Source organism: Phytohabitans sp. LZ39 (genome assembly GCF_059359075.1).
On the sequence record NZ_JCADBM010000024.1, the window covers coordinates 67,632 to 83,636 of the forward strand.

The following is a 16,005-nucleotide window of genomic DNA, read 5'->3' on the forward strand; positions in this document are numbered from 1 at the left end:
TAGAGGGGCTACACCGGCTCGTCGTCGATCACCCTTCCGTCGGTGGCCTCGATCGCTGTCGCGTACACCTCCAGGACACGCTCCGCGACCACCGGCCAGTCGAACTCGATGACCACCTGCCGGGCCGCCTCGGCCAGCGCGGACCGCCGCGCCGGGTTGTCGAGCAGCTCGCCCGCGCAGGCCGCCAGCGCGGCGACGTCGCCGACGGGGAAGAGGGCACCGGCCCGACCGCCGTCCAGCACGCGGCGGAACGCGTCGAGGTCGCTGGCCAGGATCGCGGTGCCGGCGGCCATCGCCTCGGTCAGGATCATGCCGAACGACTCGCCGCCGGTGTTCGGCGCCACGTACACGTCGACGCTGCGCAGCATCCGCGCCTTGTCCTCTTCGGACACCTTGCCGAGGTACGTGACCCGCTCGTGCAGGTCGGCCGGCAGCCCCTCCAGCAGCTCGTCACGCTCTCCCGGCCCGGCCACCAGCAGGCGCAGCCCGGGGCGGGCGGCGGCCAGGTCGGCGAACGCGGCGCGCAGCAGCCCGAAACCCTTGCGCGGCTCGGTGAACCGCCCCAGGAACCCGATCGCCCCGCCCTCGCCGGGCCACCCGGGCAGCGGCTCAGCCGTCTCGAACCGCGCCACCGCCACCCCGTTCGGGATCTCCACCGCGCCGCCGCCGACGTGCTCGACCTGCACCTTGCGGGCCAGCGCGCTGACCGCGATGCGGGCGGTGATGCGTTCCAGGACGAGCTGGAGCAGGCCCTGCGCGGCGGCCATCGCCCGCGACCGGGTCATGGCCGTGTGGAAGGTGGCCACCACGGGCCCGCGCGCCGACAGCACCGCGAGCATCGACAGGCTGAGCGAGAACGGCTCGTGCACGTGCAGCACGTCGAAGTCGCCCCGGGCCAGCCACCGCCGTACCCGCGCGGTCGACACCGGGCCGAAGCTGATCCGGGCCACCGAGCCGTTGTACGGGAACGGGACCGAGCGGCCGGCCGGCACCACGTACGGCGGGAGCGGCACGTCGTCGTCGGCCGGTGCCAGCACGCTCACCTCGTGTCCGAGGGCGATCAGCGCCTCGGCGAGGTCCATGACGTGGTTTTGCACGCCGCCGGGTACGTCGAAGGAGTACGGGCTCACGATGCCGACGCGCATGCGGCCCCTTCCCCGGTCACACCCGTTGCGCGGTCGCCGGGCTGTCCAGCCACAGGCGCTGAAGCATGTGCCAGTCTTCCGGATGCTTGGCGATACCCGCGGCGAGGCCGTCGGCGACTTTCTGGGTGAGCTCGCGTACCCGCTGGTCGAGCGGCCCCTCGGTGGGCACCTCCAGCGGCTGGGAGAGCGCGCAGCGGGCTCGCTCCGGCTCGTACCACATGGTGACCGTGTAGAGCGGCGCGCCGGTGCGGAGGGCGAGCAGCGCGGGGCCGGCGGGCATCCGCGCGCGGCCGCCGAAAAACGTCACCTCGATGCCGCGCGGGGAGAGGTCGCGGTCGGCGAGCAGCGGGACCAGGTAACCCCGCTGGAGGCGGTCGACGAGCTGGTCGAAGGGAGCCTCGTCGGTGGGGATGATCTCCATGCCCAATCCCCGCCGGTACGCGAGGAAGCGCTGGTAGACGGCCTCCGGCTTGAGCCGCTCGGCGACGGTGGCGATCGGCCAGCCCATGGCCGCGACCCACGCGCCGGCCGCGTCCCAGTTGCCGGCGTGCGGCAGCGCGACGACCGCGCCCCGCCCGGAGGCCACGTCGGCGCGGAGCCGGTCTTCGCCGTCGAGGGCGAAGTCGGTCAGCAGCTGCCGCTTCGAGCGGGACGGCAGCCGGAACGCCTCCATCCAGTACCGCGCGTACGAGCGCAGCCCCCGGCGTACCAGGTCGTCGAGATCGGCCGGCGACATGTCGGGGCCGACGACGCGGCGCAAGTTGTCGGCCAGGCGGGTGGCGCCCTTTCCCCGCTTGCGTGCCGCCCAGTCGGCGCCGGCCCGGAAGGCCGCCGCCGCGACCGGCCGGGGCGTCGCCCGGACCAGCCGCCAGCCGGCCGCGTATCCGAGGTCGGCCGCGTTCATACGTTGGTCGGCGCTTGCGCTTGCTTGTATACGTGTGCGATGCGCTGGCCCACGGTGATCACCGAGAGGCCGGCCAGGATCCACAGCGCGGCCGGCAGCGCCCACTCCAGCCCGATGATCGTGAGCAGCCCGCCCACGCCGATGCTGAGCAGCCGCTCGGGCCGCTCGGCGATGCCGACGTTGCAGGTCATGCCGAGCCCTTCGGCGCGCGCCTTCACGTACGACACGATCTGCCCCACGCCCAGGCACAGCAGCGCGGCGACCATGCCCCACCGGTCGTCTTGCGTGGCCAGGTAGTACGCGACCGAGCCGAAGATGCCGGCGTCGGCGACCCGGTCCATCGACGAGTCGAGGAACGCGCCGAAGCGGGTCGACCCGCCCTTCATGCGCGCCATCGTGCCGTCGAGGAAGTCGGTGAGCGCGAAGACCACCACCAGCACGAGTGCGATCAGCAGATGGCCGCGCGCGGCGAAGCCGACGGCGCCGACGAGCACGCCGACGGTGCCGGCGACCGTCACGGTGTTCGGCGAGATGCCCATCCGGAGAAGGGCGCGGGCGATGGGCTCGACGACGGAACCGAGGGCCGTCCGAGCGGATACACGGAAGATCTTCGCCATGGCGGCTCTCACGATACGGCGTTCTCGGTCCATGCCGGCTTCGGGCCGCGCCGGGTTACTTCGCGCGTCGGGGTTGTGTACGGCGTGTTGCGGGTGTGGGATCGAAGGGCGAACGTGACATGGCTCACGGGTTTAGGGAGGTCTCGCCATGGCGCAGAAGGGTCAGGAGAAGGGAGTCACCGGCCCCGCGCCGGTGGTGGACGCACCCGGCAGGGTACGCAACGTGGTGCTGGTCGGTCATTCCGGCGCCGGGAAGACGACTCTGGTCGAGGCGTTGCTCGCCGCGACCGGCACGATCCCCCGGGCGGGTGTGGTGACCGAGGGCACCACGGTCTGCGACCACGACCCGGCCGCGGTCAAACAGCAGCGGTCGGTGAGCCTGGCCTGCGCGCCGCTGATGCACGAGGGCATCAAGGTCAACCTGCTCGACTCCCCCGGCTACGCGGACTTCGTGGGCGAGCTGCGCGCCGGGCTCCGCGCGGCCGACGCCGCCCTCTTCGTGGTCTCCTCGGTCGACGGCATGGACGCCGCCACCGCCACCCTGTGGGAGGAGTGCGCCTCCGTCGGCATGCCCCGCGCGGTGGCCGTGACCCGCCTCGACCACCAGCGGGCCGACTTCGACGAGACGGTGGCGCTGTGCCAGCGGGTGTTCGGCGACAACGTGCTGCCGCTCTACCTGCCGATGCTCGGCGACGACGGCGAGTCGACCGTGGGCCTGATGGGCCTGATCACCAAGCGGGTCTTCGACTACACGGACGGCTACCCGCCGGCGGTGCGCGACCCCGACCCCGAGCACCTGCCCGCCATCGAGGAGGCGCGCAACGAGCTGATCGAGGGCATCATCGCCGAGAGCGAAGACGAGACGCTGATGGACCGCTACCTCGGTGGCGAGGACATCGAGGTCGAGGTGCTGATCGCCGACCTGGAGAAGGCGGTCGCGCGCGGCCACTTCTACCCCGTCGTGCCGGTCTGCGCGGAGACCAAGGTCGGCCTCGACGCGCTGCTGGAGCTGCTCACCGCCGCGTTCCCGACGCCCGAGGAGCACGACCTGCCCGCGGTCACCCACATCGACGGCTCGCCGCAGCCGCCCCTGACCTGCGACCCCAACGGCCCGCTGGTCGCCGAGGTGGTCAAGACCACCATCGACCGCCACGTCGGGCGCGTCTCCCTGGTACGCGTCTTCTCCGGCACCCTCCGCCCGGAAGCGGTGGTACACGTGTCGGGCCACGGCATGGAGGAGCGCGGCCACCCCGACCACGACGCCGACGAGCGGATCGCGCACATCTACTCGCCGCTCGGCGCCACCCTGCGCGAGGTGCCCGCCGCGATCGCCGGCGACATCTGCGCGATCACCAAGTCGGGCAGCGCGGAGACCGGCGACACGATCTCCGCCAAGGAGCAGCCGCTGCTGGTCGAGCCCTGGGAGATGCCCGAGCCGCTGCTGCCGGTGGCGATCGTGGCGAAGAGCCGCGCCGACGAGGACGCCATGGCCAAAAACCTCGCCCGGCTCGTCGCCGGCGACCCCACCATGCGCCTCGAACGCAACCCCGAAACACACCAGCTCGTGCTCTGGTGCATGGGCGAGGCGCACGCCGACGTGGTGCTCGACCGGCTGCGGGCCGGCGGCGTCGAGCTGGAGACCGAGCCGGTGCGGGTGGCGCTGCGCGAGACGTTCGGCACCGAGTCGTCCGGGCACGGGCGGCACGTCAAGCAGTCCGGCGGCCACGGCCAGTACGCGGTCTGCGACATCAAGGTCGAGCCACTGCCCCGCGGCAGCGGCTTCGAGTTCGTCGACAAGATCGTGGGCGGCGTCGTCCCGCACAACTACATCCCGTCCGTGGAAAAGGGCGTACGAGCCCAGATGGAACGCGGCATCGTGGCCGGCTACCCCGTGGTCGACCTGCGGATCACCCTCTTCGACGGCAAGGCACACAGCGTCGACTCCTCCGACGCGGCGTTCCAGACGGCGGGCTCGATGGCGCTCAAGGACGCCGCCGAAAAGGGCCAGCTGACTCTCCTGGAGCCGGTCGACGAGATCGTGATCCGCGTGCCCGACTCCTTCGTCGGCGCGGTCATGAGCGACATGTCCGGCCGCCGCGGCCGCGTGCTCGGCACCGAGCCCGACCAGAGCGGCGGCGAACGCACCCTGGTCCGCGCCGAGGTCCCAGCGACCGAGCTGGTCCGCTACGCGGTCGAGCTGCGCTCCATGACCAGCGGCTCCGGCACCTTCACCCGCACCTTCGCACGGCACGAGCCCATGCCCAGCCACCTCGCCGAGCAGGTCAAGAAAGAGCACGCCTCCAGCTAGCCCGCGGTTGACCAGGGAGTTCGTCGCGCGTCGCGCTACGAACTCCCTGATCCATTTCCTAGATCTCGAAGTTCTCACCTGAGCCCGCCTTATGACGGGCGAACGTCTCACCTCGTCAGGAGGGCCGTGACCAGCGCGGCGGCGTCCGCCGGCAGCGGGCCCTTGGCGAGCGCGCCCGCGTTCTCCTCGACCTGGGCGACCGTGCGGCAGCCGGGGATCGGGATCGTGCGGTCGCTGCGGGCCCACAGCCAGCCGAGCGCGCCCTGCGCCAGCGTGCGGCCGTCCGAGGTGAGCGCGTCGCGGACGGCGGCCACCCGGTCGAGCCACTCCGGCGCCGGCCGGCCGTCCTGGAAGAACGCGAGCCACTCCGGTGAGATGCCGCGCACGTCGTCCGCGCCGAGAGTCGACGAGCGGGTGTACTTGCCGGTCAGCAGGCCCATCGCGAGCGGGCCGCGGTTGATGCTCGCCAGCTCGTGCTTCTCGACCACCGCGAGCACCTCCGGCGAGTCCTCCAGCACCGACATCGCGTGCTGGATGGCCGCCACGTGCGAGCCGACGCTCGCGATCGCCGAAGCACGCTCGGCGAAGTCGGTGCTCCAGCCGTACGAGCGGATCTTCCCGGCGGCGACAAGGTCCTCCAGCGTCTCGACGAGACCGAGCGCGTCCTCGATCGGCAGGTCGTTGAGGTGCAGCTGGTACAGGTCGATGCGGTCCGTGCCCAGCCGCCGCAGCGAGCCCTCGACCGCCGCGCGGAGGTACTCCGGGGTCGCGTCGCGGCCGGTGAGCTGGCGGGTGGCCTCGTCGAACGTGTTGCCCCACTTGGTGGCGATCACGACCTCGTCGCGGTGCCCGGCGAACGCCCGCCCCAGGATCCGCTCGCTGTGGCCGGCGCCGTACACGTCGGCGGTGTCGAAGAACGTCACGCCCAGCTCCAGCGCGCGGCGCAGCGCCCGGATCGACTCGTCGTCGTCGACCTCACCCCACCCGAGGGGCTGCGCGCCCTGCCAGAGCAGCCCGCCGATCGCCCAGCAGCCCACGCCCAGGGCGGAGACTTCGATGCCGCTGTTTCCCAGAGTTCGTCTCATGGGGCCAACGGTGCCAATTAGAGCGCGCTATAAGTCAACCCACGCCGACGCGAGCAGCTCACGCGTGTCGGTGAGCAGCTGCGGCAGCACCTTGGTCTGCCCGACCACCGGCATGAAGTTGCTGTCGCCGCCCCACCGCGGCACCACGTGCTGGTGCAGGTGGGCGGCGATGCCGGCGCCGGCGATCGCGCCCTGGTTCATCCCGATGTTGAACCCGTGCGCGCCGCTCACCTGCCGCACCACCCGCATCGCCGTCTGCGTGAAGGCGGCCAGCTCGGCGGTCTCGTCCGCGTCGATCTCGGTGTAGTCGGCCACGTGCCGGTAGGGGCAGACGAGCAGGTGTCCCGGGTTGTACGGGTACAGGTTGAGCACCGCGTACACGAGCTTGCCCCGCGCGACGACGAGGCTCCCCTCCTCCATGCCGGGAGCCACGCAGAATGGGCAACCGGGCGGCTGGTCCTTGCCTGCGATGTACGTCATCCGGTGCGGCGTCCACAGCCGCTCCAAGCCGTCGGTCACGTAAGCAATCCTAGGCGGCCGAGGGACCCGCATTGGTGCGCGATTTGACCACCTCGACCACGTGCGCGACCGCCTCGGCGAGCGGCACGCCGTTGCGCTGCGACCCGTCCCGGTACCGGAAGGAGACCGTGCCCGCCTCGACGTCCGCGTCGCCGGCGATGGCCATGAACGGGATCTTCTGCTGCTGCGCCGTACGGATCTTCTTCTGCATGCGGTCGTCGGAGGTGTCGACCTCGGCCCGGATCCCCTGCTCACGCAGCAGCGCCACGAAGGAGTCGAGGTACGCGGCGTGGTCGTCGCGGATCGGGATGCCGACCACCTGCACCGGCGCCAGCCAGGCCGGGAACGCGCCCGCGTAGTGCTCGGTCAGGATGCCGAAGAACCGCTCGATCGACCCGAAGAGCGCCCGATGGATCATGATCGGCTGCTGGCGGGTGCCGTCGGCGGCCTGGTACTCCAGCTCGAAGCGCTTCGGCTGGTTGAAGTCGAGCTGGATCGTCGACATCTGCCAGGTGCGGCCGATCGCGTCGCGCGCCTGCACCGAGATCTTCGGACCGTAGAAGGCCGCCCCGCCCGGATCCGGCACGAGCTCCAGCCCGGAGTCTTCGGCCGCCCGGCGCAGGATCTCGGTCGCCTCGGCCCACTCCTCGTCGGAGCCGATGAACTTCTCCGAGTCGCCCCGCGTCGACAGCTCCAGGTAGAAGTCGTCGAGCCCGTAGTCGCCGAGCAGGTCGAGCACGAACTTCAGCAGCGCGGCCAGCTCGCCCGGCATCTGCTCGCGGGTGCAGTAGATGTGCGAGTCGTCCATGGTCAGGCCGCGCACCCGGGTGAGCCCGTGCACCACGCCCGACTTCTCGTACCGGTACACCGAGCCGAACTCGAACAGCCGCAGCGGCAGCTCCCGGTAGGACCGCCCGCGCGCCCGGAAGATCAGGTTGTGCATCGGGCAGTTCATGGCCTTCAGGTAGTACTGCGCGCCTTCCAGCTCCATGGGCGGAAACATGGTCTCCGCGTAGTACGGCAGGTGGCCCGAGGTCTCGAAGAGGTGCGCCTTGGTGATGTGCGGCGTGTTGACGAACTCGTAGCCCGACTCCTCGTGCCGCCGCCGCGAGTAGGCCTCCATCTCGCGGCGGATGATCCCGCCCTTCGGGTGGAAGACCGGAAGACCCGAGCCGATCTCGTCGGGGAACGAGAAGAGGTCGAGCTCCGCGCCGAGCTTGCGGTGGTCGCGGCGTGCGGCCTCTTCCAACAGCCGCAGGTACGCCTTGAGCGCGTCGCGGGTCGGCCACGCGGTGCCGTAGACGCGCTGGAGCTGGGGGTTCTTCTCCGAGCCGCGCCAGTACGCCGCGGCGCTGCGCATCAGCTTGAACGCGCCGATCAGCCGGGTGTTGGGCAGGTGCGGCCCGCGGCACAGGTCGGACCAGCACACCTTTTCGGACGCGGCGTCCACGTTGTCGTAGATGGTCAGCTCGCCGCCGCCGACCTCCATGACCTCGTCGGTGTCGACGTCGCTTTTGAGATCGACGAGCTCCAGCTTGAACGGCTCGTCGGCCAGCTCCGCGCGCGCCTCGTCGAGGCTGTCGAAGCGCCGCCGGCGGAAGCGCTGCCCCGACTTGACGATCTCCTGCATGCGCTTTTCGAGCTTGTCCAGGTCGTCCGGCTGAAACGGCTTCGGCACCGCGAAGTCGTAGTAGAAGCCGTTGTCGATCGGCGGCCCGATGCCGAGCTTCGCCTCCGGGTAGAGGTCCTGCACCGCCTGGGCGAGCACGTGCGCGGTGGAGTGGCGCAGCACGTTGAGCCCGTCCGGCTCGTCGAGCGCCACCGGCGTCACCGTCTCGTCCGCCTCCGGCACCCAGTCGAGGTCGCGGAGGCGGCCCGCGCCGTCGCGTACCACGACGATGGCCTTGGGCCCCGCGGCCGGAAGGCCGGCGGCGGAGACCGCGTCGGCCGCCGTCGTCCCGGCCGGGACGACGAGGTCGGCCACAGCGGGGGTACGGGGTGCGGACACGGCGATCTCCTCAAGGTGGGCTAGGCGGTAACCGGTGCCATGCTATAGAGCCGAGCCGTCGGCGCCGCGCAGCGGTAGATTGCCGGTGTGGCAGTCTCGGATCTGATCAACGCGCTCCAGCGCAGGTACCAGGAGTTTTTCGCATCGCGGACGCCCGTGCCGTTCGCGGTGGCGGCCGCCGGCGGGCCCGCCCACCGGTTCGGCGCGGGTGACCCCGTTTTCACCATCACCGTGAAGGACGAGCGCGGTGCCAAGGCACTCGCCGGCCTCGACCAGTTCGGCGTCGCCGTCGCCTATCTCAAGGGCTGGCTCGACGTCGACGGCGACCTCGCCGAGGCGCTCAAGATGCGCGCCTTCTTCAAGGACTTCCACCCGATCGCGTTCCTCTCCCGCTTCACCCCGGCCGCCATCTGGCGGGGCCGCAAGGAGGACGACCGGCGGGCGATCTCGCACCACTACGACGAAGACCCCGAGTTCTTCCTCAGCTTCCTCGACGGGCGGCACCGCTGCTACACCGAGGGCGTCTTCGCGGCCGACGACGAGCCGCTCGAAGACGCGATGACCCGCAAGATGGACCTCGCGATCGACGCGCTCGGTGTCAAACCCGGCGACCGCGTGCTGGAGGTCGGCGGCGGCTGGGGCGCGTTCTCCGAGCACGCCGCCCGCCGCGGCATCGACGTCACCACCACCACGCTCTCCAAGGAGTCCGAGCGCTACCTGCTCGAGCTCTTCGAGCGCGAAAAGCTCCCGGTCACGGTCGTCCGCCAGCACATCTTCGGCTACAAAAACCCCGACCGCTTCGACGCGATCGTCAACATGGGCGTCACCGAGCACCTGCCTGACTACCGCACCACGCTGGCCAAGTACGCCGAGCTGCTCCGCCCCGGCGGCCGCGTCTACCTCGACGCGCTGGCCATGCGCCGCAAGCACATGGTCTCTACGTTCATGAAGCGGTACGTCTACCCCGGCAACTCCGCGCCGCTGCTGCTCCACCAGTACCTGCGGCACGTGGCCAAGTCACCGTTCGAGCTGCTCAGCGTCACCGACGACCGCCACAACTACTTCCTCACCTGCCGCGAGTGGGCCAAGCGCCTGGACGCCGCCCGCGAGGAGGTGGTGGCCCGCTGGGGCGAGCCGCTGTACCGCCGCTTCCGCCTCTTCCTGTGGGGCTCGGCGGCCGGCTTCGACACCGGCCTGGTCCAGGCGTACCGCTGGGTGCTCCAACTCCCCGCCCGCCCCGCCTGACGCCCTCGGAGCGTTGGTCAGGGACTTCGCACCCTGATCAACGCTCCGGCACGGGCCCTGGCCGATTCATCAAACAAATTTTGAGCTACCGCGACGCCCGTCGTGGTCCCGACCGTCGCTCCCGCGGCGAGCCCCAGGTTCGGTCCGAAATATCCCGTGATGGGTTGGCGCAAGCCTGGTGACGCTGCGTGTCGGCCGCGCGGGGTCTACGGCGTGGCGGCCATCAGGTCCAGGGCGAGCGCCGCCGTCCAGCTGAAGGCCGCCGCCCCGATGCCCGCGCCGTTGATCGGGTCGAAGTACTCGTAGCATCCACTCCGCCGGATCACCCCGAGCATCGCCGCGCGCAGGCCGGCGGCCTCCCGGTCGTGGCCGTACGCCCGCAGGCCCTGCCACAGCATCCAGTTCACGTTGATCCAGATGGGGCCGCGCCAGTAGCGGAGCCGGTCGAAGTCGGCGGCCGTGCGGTCGTACGACGGGAGCGGGAGCTCACCGCCCAGGCCGAACGCCTCCGACCCGGCGACCGCCAGCAGCGACGAGCGGTGTGCCTCGGGCAGGCCGGGCAGGATCAGCGGGATCAGGCCGCTCACGCAACGGGCCGGGCTCAGCTCGCCGGTGCGGACGTCGCGGACGTGGAACATCCCCGTCGACGGGTTGAACAGGCGGTCCACCAGCACCTTCGTGATGTGCTCGGCCCGGTCGCGGTGGGGTGCGGGGTCGGCGCCGACCGCCTCGGCGATGTCCGCCAGGGCGAGCTCGGCCGCGGCCAGGATGGAGTTGAAAGACGGGCACTCCACCAGAAAAGGGTGCCGCTCCAGCAGGCCCTGGTCGAGGTAGCCGCCGTCGCGGTAGGCGGCCGCGATCGCGATGTACCGCGCGTAGTCGGTGTCGGTGGGGCGATGCGAGTGGACCGCCACCTGCGTGTCCTGGCGGCGGTGGCTGCGCAGCAGCGAAAGGTCGACCGGCACGGCGGCGAGCGCGTCGTCCCAGGCCGGGCTGTTGTCGAGGCCGGACTCCCAGGGGTGGACGATGCTGGCCAGCCCGTCGCCGCCGGCGTCGCGCCCCTCGAAAAGGTAGGTCTGCTGCTTGACCAGCCGCGGGTAGAGCCACTCCAGCTCGCGCCGGGCGGCGTCGCGGTCGGGGCAGCGCAGGTAGATGTCGCGGGCGGCGACCGCGTGCACCGGCGGCTGCACGATGCCGGTGGTGAGCCCGCCGAGGCGGCCCGGCGAGGCGGGCGCGTCCCAAAAAGCGGGACCTGGGAAGTAGTCGCGCTCGGACACGTCCGGGTCGAAGACGATGTGCGGCACGCGCCCGTCGTACCACTGGGCGGCGAACAGGCTGCGCAGGTCGCGCCACGCCCGCTCCGGCCGGTGGTGGGCGAGGCCGACCGCGATGAACGCGGCGTCCCAACTCCACTGGTGCGGGTACAGCGCCCGTGATGGCACCGTGTGGTCCCGTTCCCAGTTGGCGTCCAGGACCTCGACGGCCTGCTGGCGCAACGCTTCCTCGGTCATGACGGCGCCGGCCTCGTGGGCCGGCGCGAGGTGGGTGTCCGTGGCGCTCACGAAGCCCATTTTTGCAGCTCACTGCTCGTGTCGCAGGGCGTCGCGGATTGTGTCCCGATTATCGGAACGAACCGAGATCACATATCCGGGATCGTCCACTGCTTGCCAGGGGCAGTACCGTCTTCGCATGGCCACCGTGCTCCTGGTCGAAGACGACCACGTCGTGCGCAGCGCGATGCTGCGTTCGCTGGCGGATCGGGGTCACGCCGTCCACGCTGTCGGCACCGCGCTCGACGCGCTGCGCCGGGTCGCCTCCGAGACCCCCGATCTTGTGGTCCTCGACCTCGGCCTGCCCGACCTCGACGGTGCCGACGCGCTGCGCATGCTGCGCGGCATCACCGACATCCCGATCATCATCGCGACGGCCCGCGACGACGAGCAGGCGATCGTGCGGCTGCTCCGGGCGGGCGCCGACGACTACATGGTCAAGCCTTTCACGGGTGCCCACCTCGACGCGCGCATCACCAGCGTGCTGCGCCGCGCCGGGCGGGCGAGCCGCACCGTGCAGCCGGCCGTGCACGAGGTCGGCGGCCTCAAGGTCGACGTCGGCGAGCGGAGCGCCCATCTCGACGGGGTGCCGCTGGCACTGACCCGCAAGGAGTTCGACCTGCTGGCATACCTGGCGGCGCGTCCCGGCCGCGTGGTGTCCCGCCGGGAGCTGTTGGAGGAGGTATGGCGGCAACCGTCGGTCGGCGAGGACCAGACCATCGACGTTCATCTGTATTGGCTACGCCGCAAGCTGGGCGAGTCCGCGGCGAAGCCCCGCTACCTGCGCACCGTGCGGGGGGTCGGATTCCGGTTGGTGGCACCGGACTGAGGCGGGCGTTCGCCTACGTCACCGCAGCACTCACCACCATCGCCGCCCTGGCCTTCATGATCCCGCTCGGCCTCGAGCAGCGGGCCGACGCCCACGACTCGGCGGTGGCGGAAGCGCAGCGGCGCACGGCCGCCGTGGCCGGCGCGCTCACCGTCGCCGCCAACGACGACCAGGTGCGGCGCGCCACGCTCGCCGCCGGCGAGGGTGAACCCGCGGTGGTACACGGCCTCAAAACACCCGCCGAGGGCGCCCGTGCCAAGCCCGAGGACGTCACCCGCGCCACCCGCGGCACCCAGCCGATCCTGGCGGACGCCGAGGGCGGCAAGGTCTACCTCCAGCCGGTACCCATGGAAGGTGCCACCGCCGTCGTGGAGGTATTCGTGCCCGACGGCGCGTTGGGCGGCGCCAACTGGTGGCTTTTGATCGGTCTCACCTTCGGCCTGGTCGCGGCCTCGGTCGTGGTGGTCGACCGCCTCGCCACCGTCGCGGTCGGCTCGGCGCGTTCGCTGGTCGAGGCCGCGAAGGCGGTCGGCGCCGGCGACCTGGCCGTCCGTGTCCAGCCCAGCGGCCCGCGCGAGCTGGCCGAGGCGGGCTACGCGTTCAACCTCATGGCCGACAAGCTCGTCGCCTCCCGCAGCAACGAACGCGAGCTGGTCGCCGACCTGTCCCACCGCCTGCGTACGCCACTCACGGTGCTGCGCCTGGACGCGGACGCGCTCGACTCCGACGACACGAGCGTGGGCCAGTTCAGCGCGGCGGAGCTCGACCGCCGGCGCACGATCCGCCGCATCCGCCAGGCGATCGTGACACTGGAGGGCGAAGTCGATGTGCTCATCAAGACCAGCCGCAAGGTGGTCGAGCAGGCCGAGGTGCCCGAGGAGAGCATCTGCGACGCCGCCGAGGTGGTCCGCGACCGCATGGTCTTCTGGTCCGCGCTCGCCAGCGACCAGCAGCGCGCCAACCAGGTCATCGGCGCGCACACCCGCATCCCGGTGCCACTGCCCCGCGCCGAGCTCGCGGCAGCGCTGGACGCGGTGCTGGGCAACGTCTTCCGGTACACCCCCCAGGGCACCGCCTTCGAGGTCGCCATCTCCCGCCGGGACGGCTACGTGGCGGTACGCGTCGACGACGCCGGCCCCGGCATCGCCAACCCCGACCGCGCCCTGCGCCGCGGCGCCAGCGACCGTGGCTCGACCGGCCTCGGCCTCGACATCGCCCGGCGTGCCGCCCAGCAGGCCCGCGGCTCGGTGAGCATCGACCGCGCCCGCCTCGGCGGCGCCAGCGTGGTCATGCTGCTGGCCGACGCGGAGGCGGTTCCCAAGCAGGTGAGCCGCTTCGGCCTAGTCGGCCGCCTGGCCCGCGAGCCCGGCGCCCGCCGCTGGCCCCGCCAACGCTCCAATGGCGAATGAGGCCCAGCGCTAGTTCTCCTTACGTCTGGGTTAATCGGACGGTCCACACCGGAGCCGGATGGCAGCATCGATCGCGATCCCATCCTGGTTCCACCGGACCACCACCCGCAGTTTGTCCACCCACCCGGTCCGGTGGGACCACTTTGCGCGCGCGGCGGGAAATGGTCCCCCAACCCTGATCCCGCCGCGCGCCCACCTACGAGGAGGGCACGTGACGGAACGCAGCCGCGCGGCAACGCCCTCACCCTGGCGCCGGCCGGGCCCCTCGGTCCAGCTCCCACCACCGCCGCCCCCGGCAGCCACGATGGATATCGAGCCCGAAGAGCGGCGGCGCGGCTCCCGCCGGCTCATCCGCTGGTTCGCGGTCGTGGTCGGCATCATCCTGGCCGTCCTGGCCTGCTGGCAGGACCCCCTCTACGCCCTTTAGAAGATCTATTTGCCCACGTCCGCGTCAGCTGTGGACCGCATGCTCCCGCGGGCCGCCGGGTCCGCGGTGCAAGCCCAAGACGGCAAAGGACAATGTGGACGCGGAGGCCGCCCCGACCGCGGAGGCGTTACGGCGCGCGGTGAGCGGCCAAGTAGGCGTCGATCTCGGCGGAGATTCGGGCTTTGTCGGCCGCGGGCATGAAGGACGCGGCGACCGCGTCGCGCGCCAGGTCCGCTACCCCGGCCTCGTCCAGGTCGAGCAGGCGGGCCGCGACCGCGTACTCGTCGTTGAGCGTCGTGCCGAACATCGGGGGGTCGTCGGAGTTGACCGTGACCGGCACGCCGGCCGCGCGCAGGACAGGCAGCGGGTGCTCGTCCAGGGAGGCGACCGCCCGGGTGCGCACATTGGACGTCGGGCAGACCTCCAGCGGGATGCGGTGCTCGGCCAGGTAGGCCATCAGCCGCTCGTCCTTGGCCGCCGCGATGCCGTGGCCGATCCGCTCGGCGCCCAGCTCGCGCACCGCGTCCCAGATCGTCTCCGGGCCGGTGGTCTCGCCCGCGTGTGGCACCGAGCGCAGGCCTGCCGCGCGGGCCTTGTCGAAGTAGGGCTTGAACTGGGGGCGCGGCACGCCGACCTCGGGCCCGCCCAGCCCGAAGCTGACGAGCCCGTCCGGCCGGTGGTCGAGCGCGATGGCCAGCGTCTCCTCGGCCGAGGGCAGGCCGGCCTCGCCGGGGATGTCGAAGCACCAGCGCAGCACGATGCCCAGCTCGGCCTCGGCCCGCACCCGCGCGTCTTCGATCGCCGCGCAGAACTCGGCCGCGGGGATGCCGCGCGAGACGTGCGAGTAAGGCGTGACGGTCAGCTCGGCGTAGCGCACCTGCTGGCGGGCGAGCTCACGGCCCACCTCGTAGGTCAGGATGCGCACGTCCTCGGGCTCGCGGATGAGGTCGACGACGCTCAGGTAGATCTCGATGAAGTGGGCGAAGTCGCGGAACTCGAAATAGCGAGCCACCGCCTGCGGGTCGGCCGGCACCGGCGTGCGGCCCTCGTGGCGGGCGGCGAGCTCGGCCACGATCCGGGGCGCCGCCGAGCCGACGTGGTGGACGTGCAGCTCCACCTTGGGCAACCCGGCGATGAACGACTCCAGCATCAGTCCCCCTGCGTACGTGCCACGAAGAAGATCCGTCGGAACGGGAAGGAGACGACGTTACCGCGCGCCGGGTAGGCCGACGCGAGGCGTCTGGCGAGCGTGTCGCGGAACACTGCCCAGCCGTCCGGGCTGAGCGCCGCGCGTACCGGTCGCAGCGCGGTGCCCTCCATCCAGGTCAGCACCGGGTGGTCGGCGCCGGGCACGACGGGCAGCCGGTGCAGGTAGGTGGTCTCCCACGCGTCGACCGCGCACCCGGCGCCGGCAAGCACGTCGGCGTAGCCGGCCGGGTCGAGCACGGGGGCGTCGCGCGCGAGGTCGCCCAGGCCGGCCTCGACGGTCAGCGCGCGCAGCGCGACGTGGGAGGGGGCGTCGAAGTTGCCGGGCACCTGCACGGCCAGCCACGCCCCGGCCGGCAGCGCCGCCACCCAGCGGGGCAGCAGCTCCTCGTGGCCGGGCACCCACTGGAGCGCGGCGTTGGAGACGACCACGTCGTGGTCGGCCTCCGGGGTCCACTCGCGCAGGTCGCCCACCTCGAAATCCACCGGGTACCGCTCGGCGCGCGCCTTTTCGATCATCTCGGCCGACGAGTCGACGCCGCGCAGGCGGGCGCCTGGCCAGCGTGCGGCGAGCGTGGCCGTGAGGTTGCCCGGGCCGCAGCCGAGGTCGACGACCGCGCGCGGCTCGGCGGCGCCGACGCGGGCCATCAGGTCGAAGAACGGCCGTGAGCGCTCGTCACCGAACCGCAGGTAGGTAGCCGGATCCCACACGTCAAACCCCCAAACCGTACGTACGTCTTGCTTAGACTACCG

General features: G+C 71.7%; 14 protein-coding genes. 5 read left to right on the top strand and 9 right to left on the bottom strand.

The features are described from left to right. Positions 1-8: 8 nt before the first annotated feature. The 3 genes from AC5L36_RS35710 to pgsA are packed head-to-tail and all read right to left on the bottom strand — an operon-like array spanning position 9 to position 2,666. On the bottom strand, positions 9-1,145 hold the full coding sequence (locus AC5L36_RS35710) for a glycosyltransferase family 4 protein (protein ID WP_441223203.1): 1,137 nt from the start codon (positions 1,143-1,145) through the stop codon (positions 9-11). 16 nt (positions 1,146-1,161) lie between these two features. Then, entirely contained in the window at positions 1,162-2,049 is an 888-nt protein-coding gene (locus AC5L36_RS35715; RefSeq protein WP_441223204.1) for a phosphatidylinositol mannoside acyltransferase, read from the bottom strand. After that, positions 2,046-2,666 carry a phosphatidylinositol phosphate synthase gene (gene pgsA / locus AC5L36_RS35720; RefSeq protein WP_441223205.1) on the bottom strand — a complete coding sequence of 207 codons (621 nt, stop codon included), beginning with the start codon at positions 2,664-2,666 and terminating at the stop codon, positions 2,046-2,048. Before pgsA ends, AC5L36_RS35715 begins: the two co-directional genes overlap by 4 nt. A gap of 148 nt (positions 2,667-2,814) precedes the next feature. On the opposite strand from pgsA, the gene AC5L36_RS35725 reads away from it, so the two are divergent. Continuing rightward, the gene (locus AC5L36_RS35725; protein WP_441223206.1) at positions 2,815-4,974 is read left to right on the top strand and encodes an elongation factor G-like protein EF-G2; all 2,160 of its coding nucleotides are present in this window, start codon (positions 2,815-2,817) and stop codon (positions 4,972-4,974) included. A 107-nt stretch (positions 4,975-5,081) separates the two neighbouring features. On the opposite strand, the gene AC5L36_RS35730 is transcribed toward AC5L36_RS35725, so the two are convergent. The 3 genes from AC5L36_RS35730 to thrS are packed head-to-tail and all read right to left on the bottom strand — an operon-like array spanning position 5,082 to position 8,586. Further along, positions 5,082-6,059 carry an aldo/keto reductase gene (locus tag AC5L36_RS35730; RefSeq protein ID WP_441223207.1) on the bottom strand — a complete coding sequence of 326 codons (978 nt, stop codon included), beginning with the start codon at positions 6,057-6,059 and terminating at the stop codon, positions 5,082-5,084. Positions 6,060-6,086: 27 nt separating this feature from the next. After that, on the bottom strand, positions 6,087-6,539 hold the full coding sequence (locus AC5L36_RS35735) for an HIT family protein (RefSeq protein WP_441223313.1): 453 nt from the start codon (positions 6,537-6,539) through the stop codon (positions 6,087-6,089). A gap of 49 nt (positions 6,540-6,588) precedes the next feature. Next, entirely contained in the window at positions 6,589-8,586 is a 1,998-nt protein-coding gene (gene thrS, locus AC5L36_RS35740; RefSeq protein WP_441223208.1) for a threonine--tRNA ligase, read from the bottom strand. 87 nt (positions 8,587-8,673) lie between these two features. Between thrS and AC5L36_RS35745 the strand changes: the two genes are divergently transcribed. After that, positions 8,674-9,831: a class I SAM-dependent methyltransferase gene (locus AC5L36_RS35745; RefSeq protein WP_441223209.1), complete on the top strand. Its 1,158-nt coding sequence runs from the start codon at positions 8,674-8,676 to the stop codon at positions 9,829-9,831. A gap of 206 nt (positions 9,832-10,037) precedes the next feature. On the opposite strand, the gene AC5L36_RS35750 is transcribed toward AC5L36_RS35745, so the two are convergent. Beyond that, the gene (locus AC5L36_RS35750; protein WP_441223210.1) at positions 10,038-11,393 is read right to left on the bottom strand and encodes an MGH1-like glycoside hydrolase domain-containing protein; all 1,356 of its coding nucleotides are present in this window, start codon (positions 11,391-11,393) and stop codon (positions 10,038-10,040) included. Between the two features lie 127 nt (positions 11,394-11,520). On the opposite strand from AC5L36_RS35750, the gene AC5L36_RS35755 reads away from it, so the two are divergent. The 3 genes from AC5L36_RS35755 to AC5L36_RS35765 all read left to right on the top strand — a co-directional run bounded on the left by AC5L36_RS35755 (position 11,521) and on the right by AC5L36_RS35765 (position 14,046). After that, the gene (locus tag AC5L36_RS35755) at positions 11,521-12,210 is read left to right on the top strand and encodes a response regulator transcription factor (protein WP_345512377.1); all 690 of its coding nucleotides are present in this window, start codon (positions 11,521-11,523) and stop codon (positions 12,208-12,210) included. 56 nt (positions 12,211-12,266) lie between these two features. Next, positions 12,267-13,619, top strand: a complete 1,353-nt coding sequence (locus AC5L36_RS35760; RefSeq protein ID WP_441223211.1) for a sensor histidine kinase — start codon at positions 12,267-12,269, stop codon at positions 13,617-13,619. A gap of 304 nt (positions 13,620-13,923) precedes the next feature. Continuing rightward, on the top strand, positions 13,924-14,046 hold the full coding sequence (locus AC5L36_RS35765) for a hypothetical protein (RefSeq protein ID WP_494909505.1): 123 nt from the start codon (positions 13,924-13,926) through the stop codon (positions 14,044-14,046). A 127-nt stretch (positions 14,047-14,173) separates the two neighbouring features. On the opposite strand, the gene AC5L36_RS35770 is transcribed toward AC5L36_RS35765, so the two are convergent. Together AC5L36_RS35770 and AC5L36_RS35775 are read right to left on the bottom strand one after the other, a co-directional pair. After that, positions 14,174-15,196, bottom strand: coding sequence for an adenosine deaminase (locus AC5L36_RS35770; protein ID WP_441223213.1), 1,023 nt, complete (start codon positions 15,194-15,196; stop codon positions 14,174-14,176). Beyond that, positions 15,196-15,963 (bottom strand): trans-aconitate 2-methyltransferase, encoded by a 768-nt coding sequence (locus AC5L36_RS35775; protein ID WP_441223214.1) that lies wholly within the window; start codon positions 15,961-15,963, stop codon positions 15,196-15,198. Before AC5L36_RS35775 ends, AC5L36_RS35770 begins: the two co-directional genes overlap by 1 nt. Between the last annotated feature and the right edge of the window lie 42 nt (positions 15,964-16,005).

Coding starts and splice junctions, on each gene's coding strand:
- AC5L36_RS35765 (WP_494909505.1), top strand. CDS start 13,924: ATGGATATCGAGCCCGAAGAGCGGCGGCGCGGCTCCCGCCGGCTCATC.
- AC5L36_RS35725 (WP_441223206.1), top strand. CDS start 2,815: ATGGCGCAGAAGGGTCAGGAGAAGGGAGTCACCGGCCCCGCGCCGGTG.
- pgsA (WP_441223205.1), bottom strand. CDS start 2,666: ATGGCGAAGATCTTCCGTGTATCCGCTCGGACGGCCCTCGGTTCCGTC.
- AC5L36_RS35760 (WP_441223211.1), top strand. CDS start 12,267: ATGATCCCGCTCGGCCTCGAGCAGCGGGCCGACGCCCACGACTCGGCG.
- AC5L36_RS35730 (WP_441223207.1), bottom strand. CDS start 6,059: ATGAGACGAACTCTGGGAAACAGCGGCATCGAAGTCTCCGCCCTGGGC.
- AC5L36_RS35715 (WP_441223204.1), bottom strand. CDS start 2,049: ATGAACGCGGCCGACCTCGGATACGCGGCCGGCTGGCGGCTGGTCCGG.
- AC5L36_RS35710 (WP_441223203.1), bottom strand. CDS start 1,145: ATGCGCGTCGGCATCGTGAGCCCGTACTCCTTCGACGTACCCGGCGGC.
- AC5L36_RS35735 (WP_441223313.1), bottom strand. CDS start 6,539: ATGACGTACATCGCAGGCAAGGACCAGCCGCCCGGTTGCCCATTCTGC.
- AC5L36_RS35770 (WP_441223213.1), bottom strand. CDS start 15,196: ATGCTGGAGTCGTTCATCGCCGGGTTGCCCAAGGTGGAGCTGCACGTC.
- AC5L36_RS35755 (WP_345512377.1), top strand. CDS start 11,521: ATGGCCACCGTGCTCCTGGTCGAAGACGACCACGTCGTGCGCAGCGCG.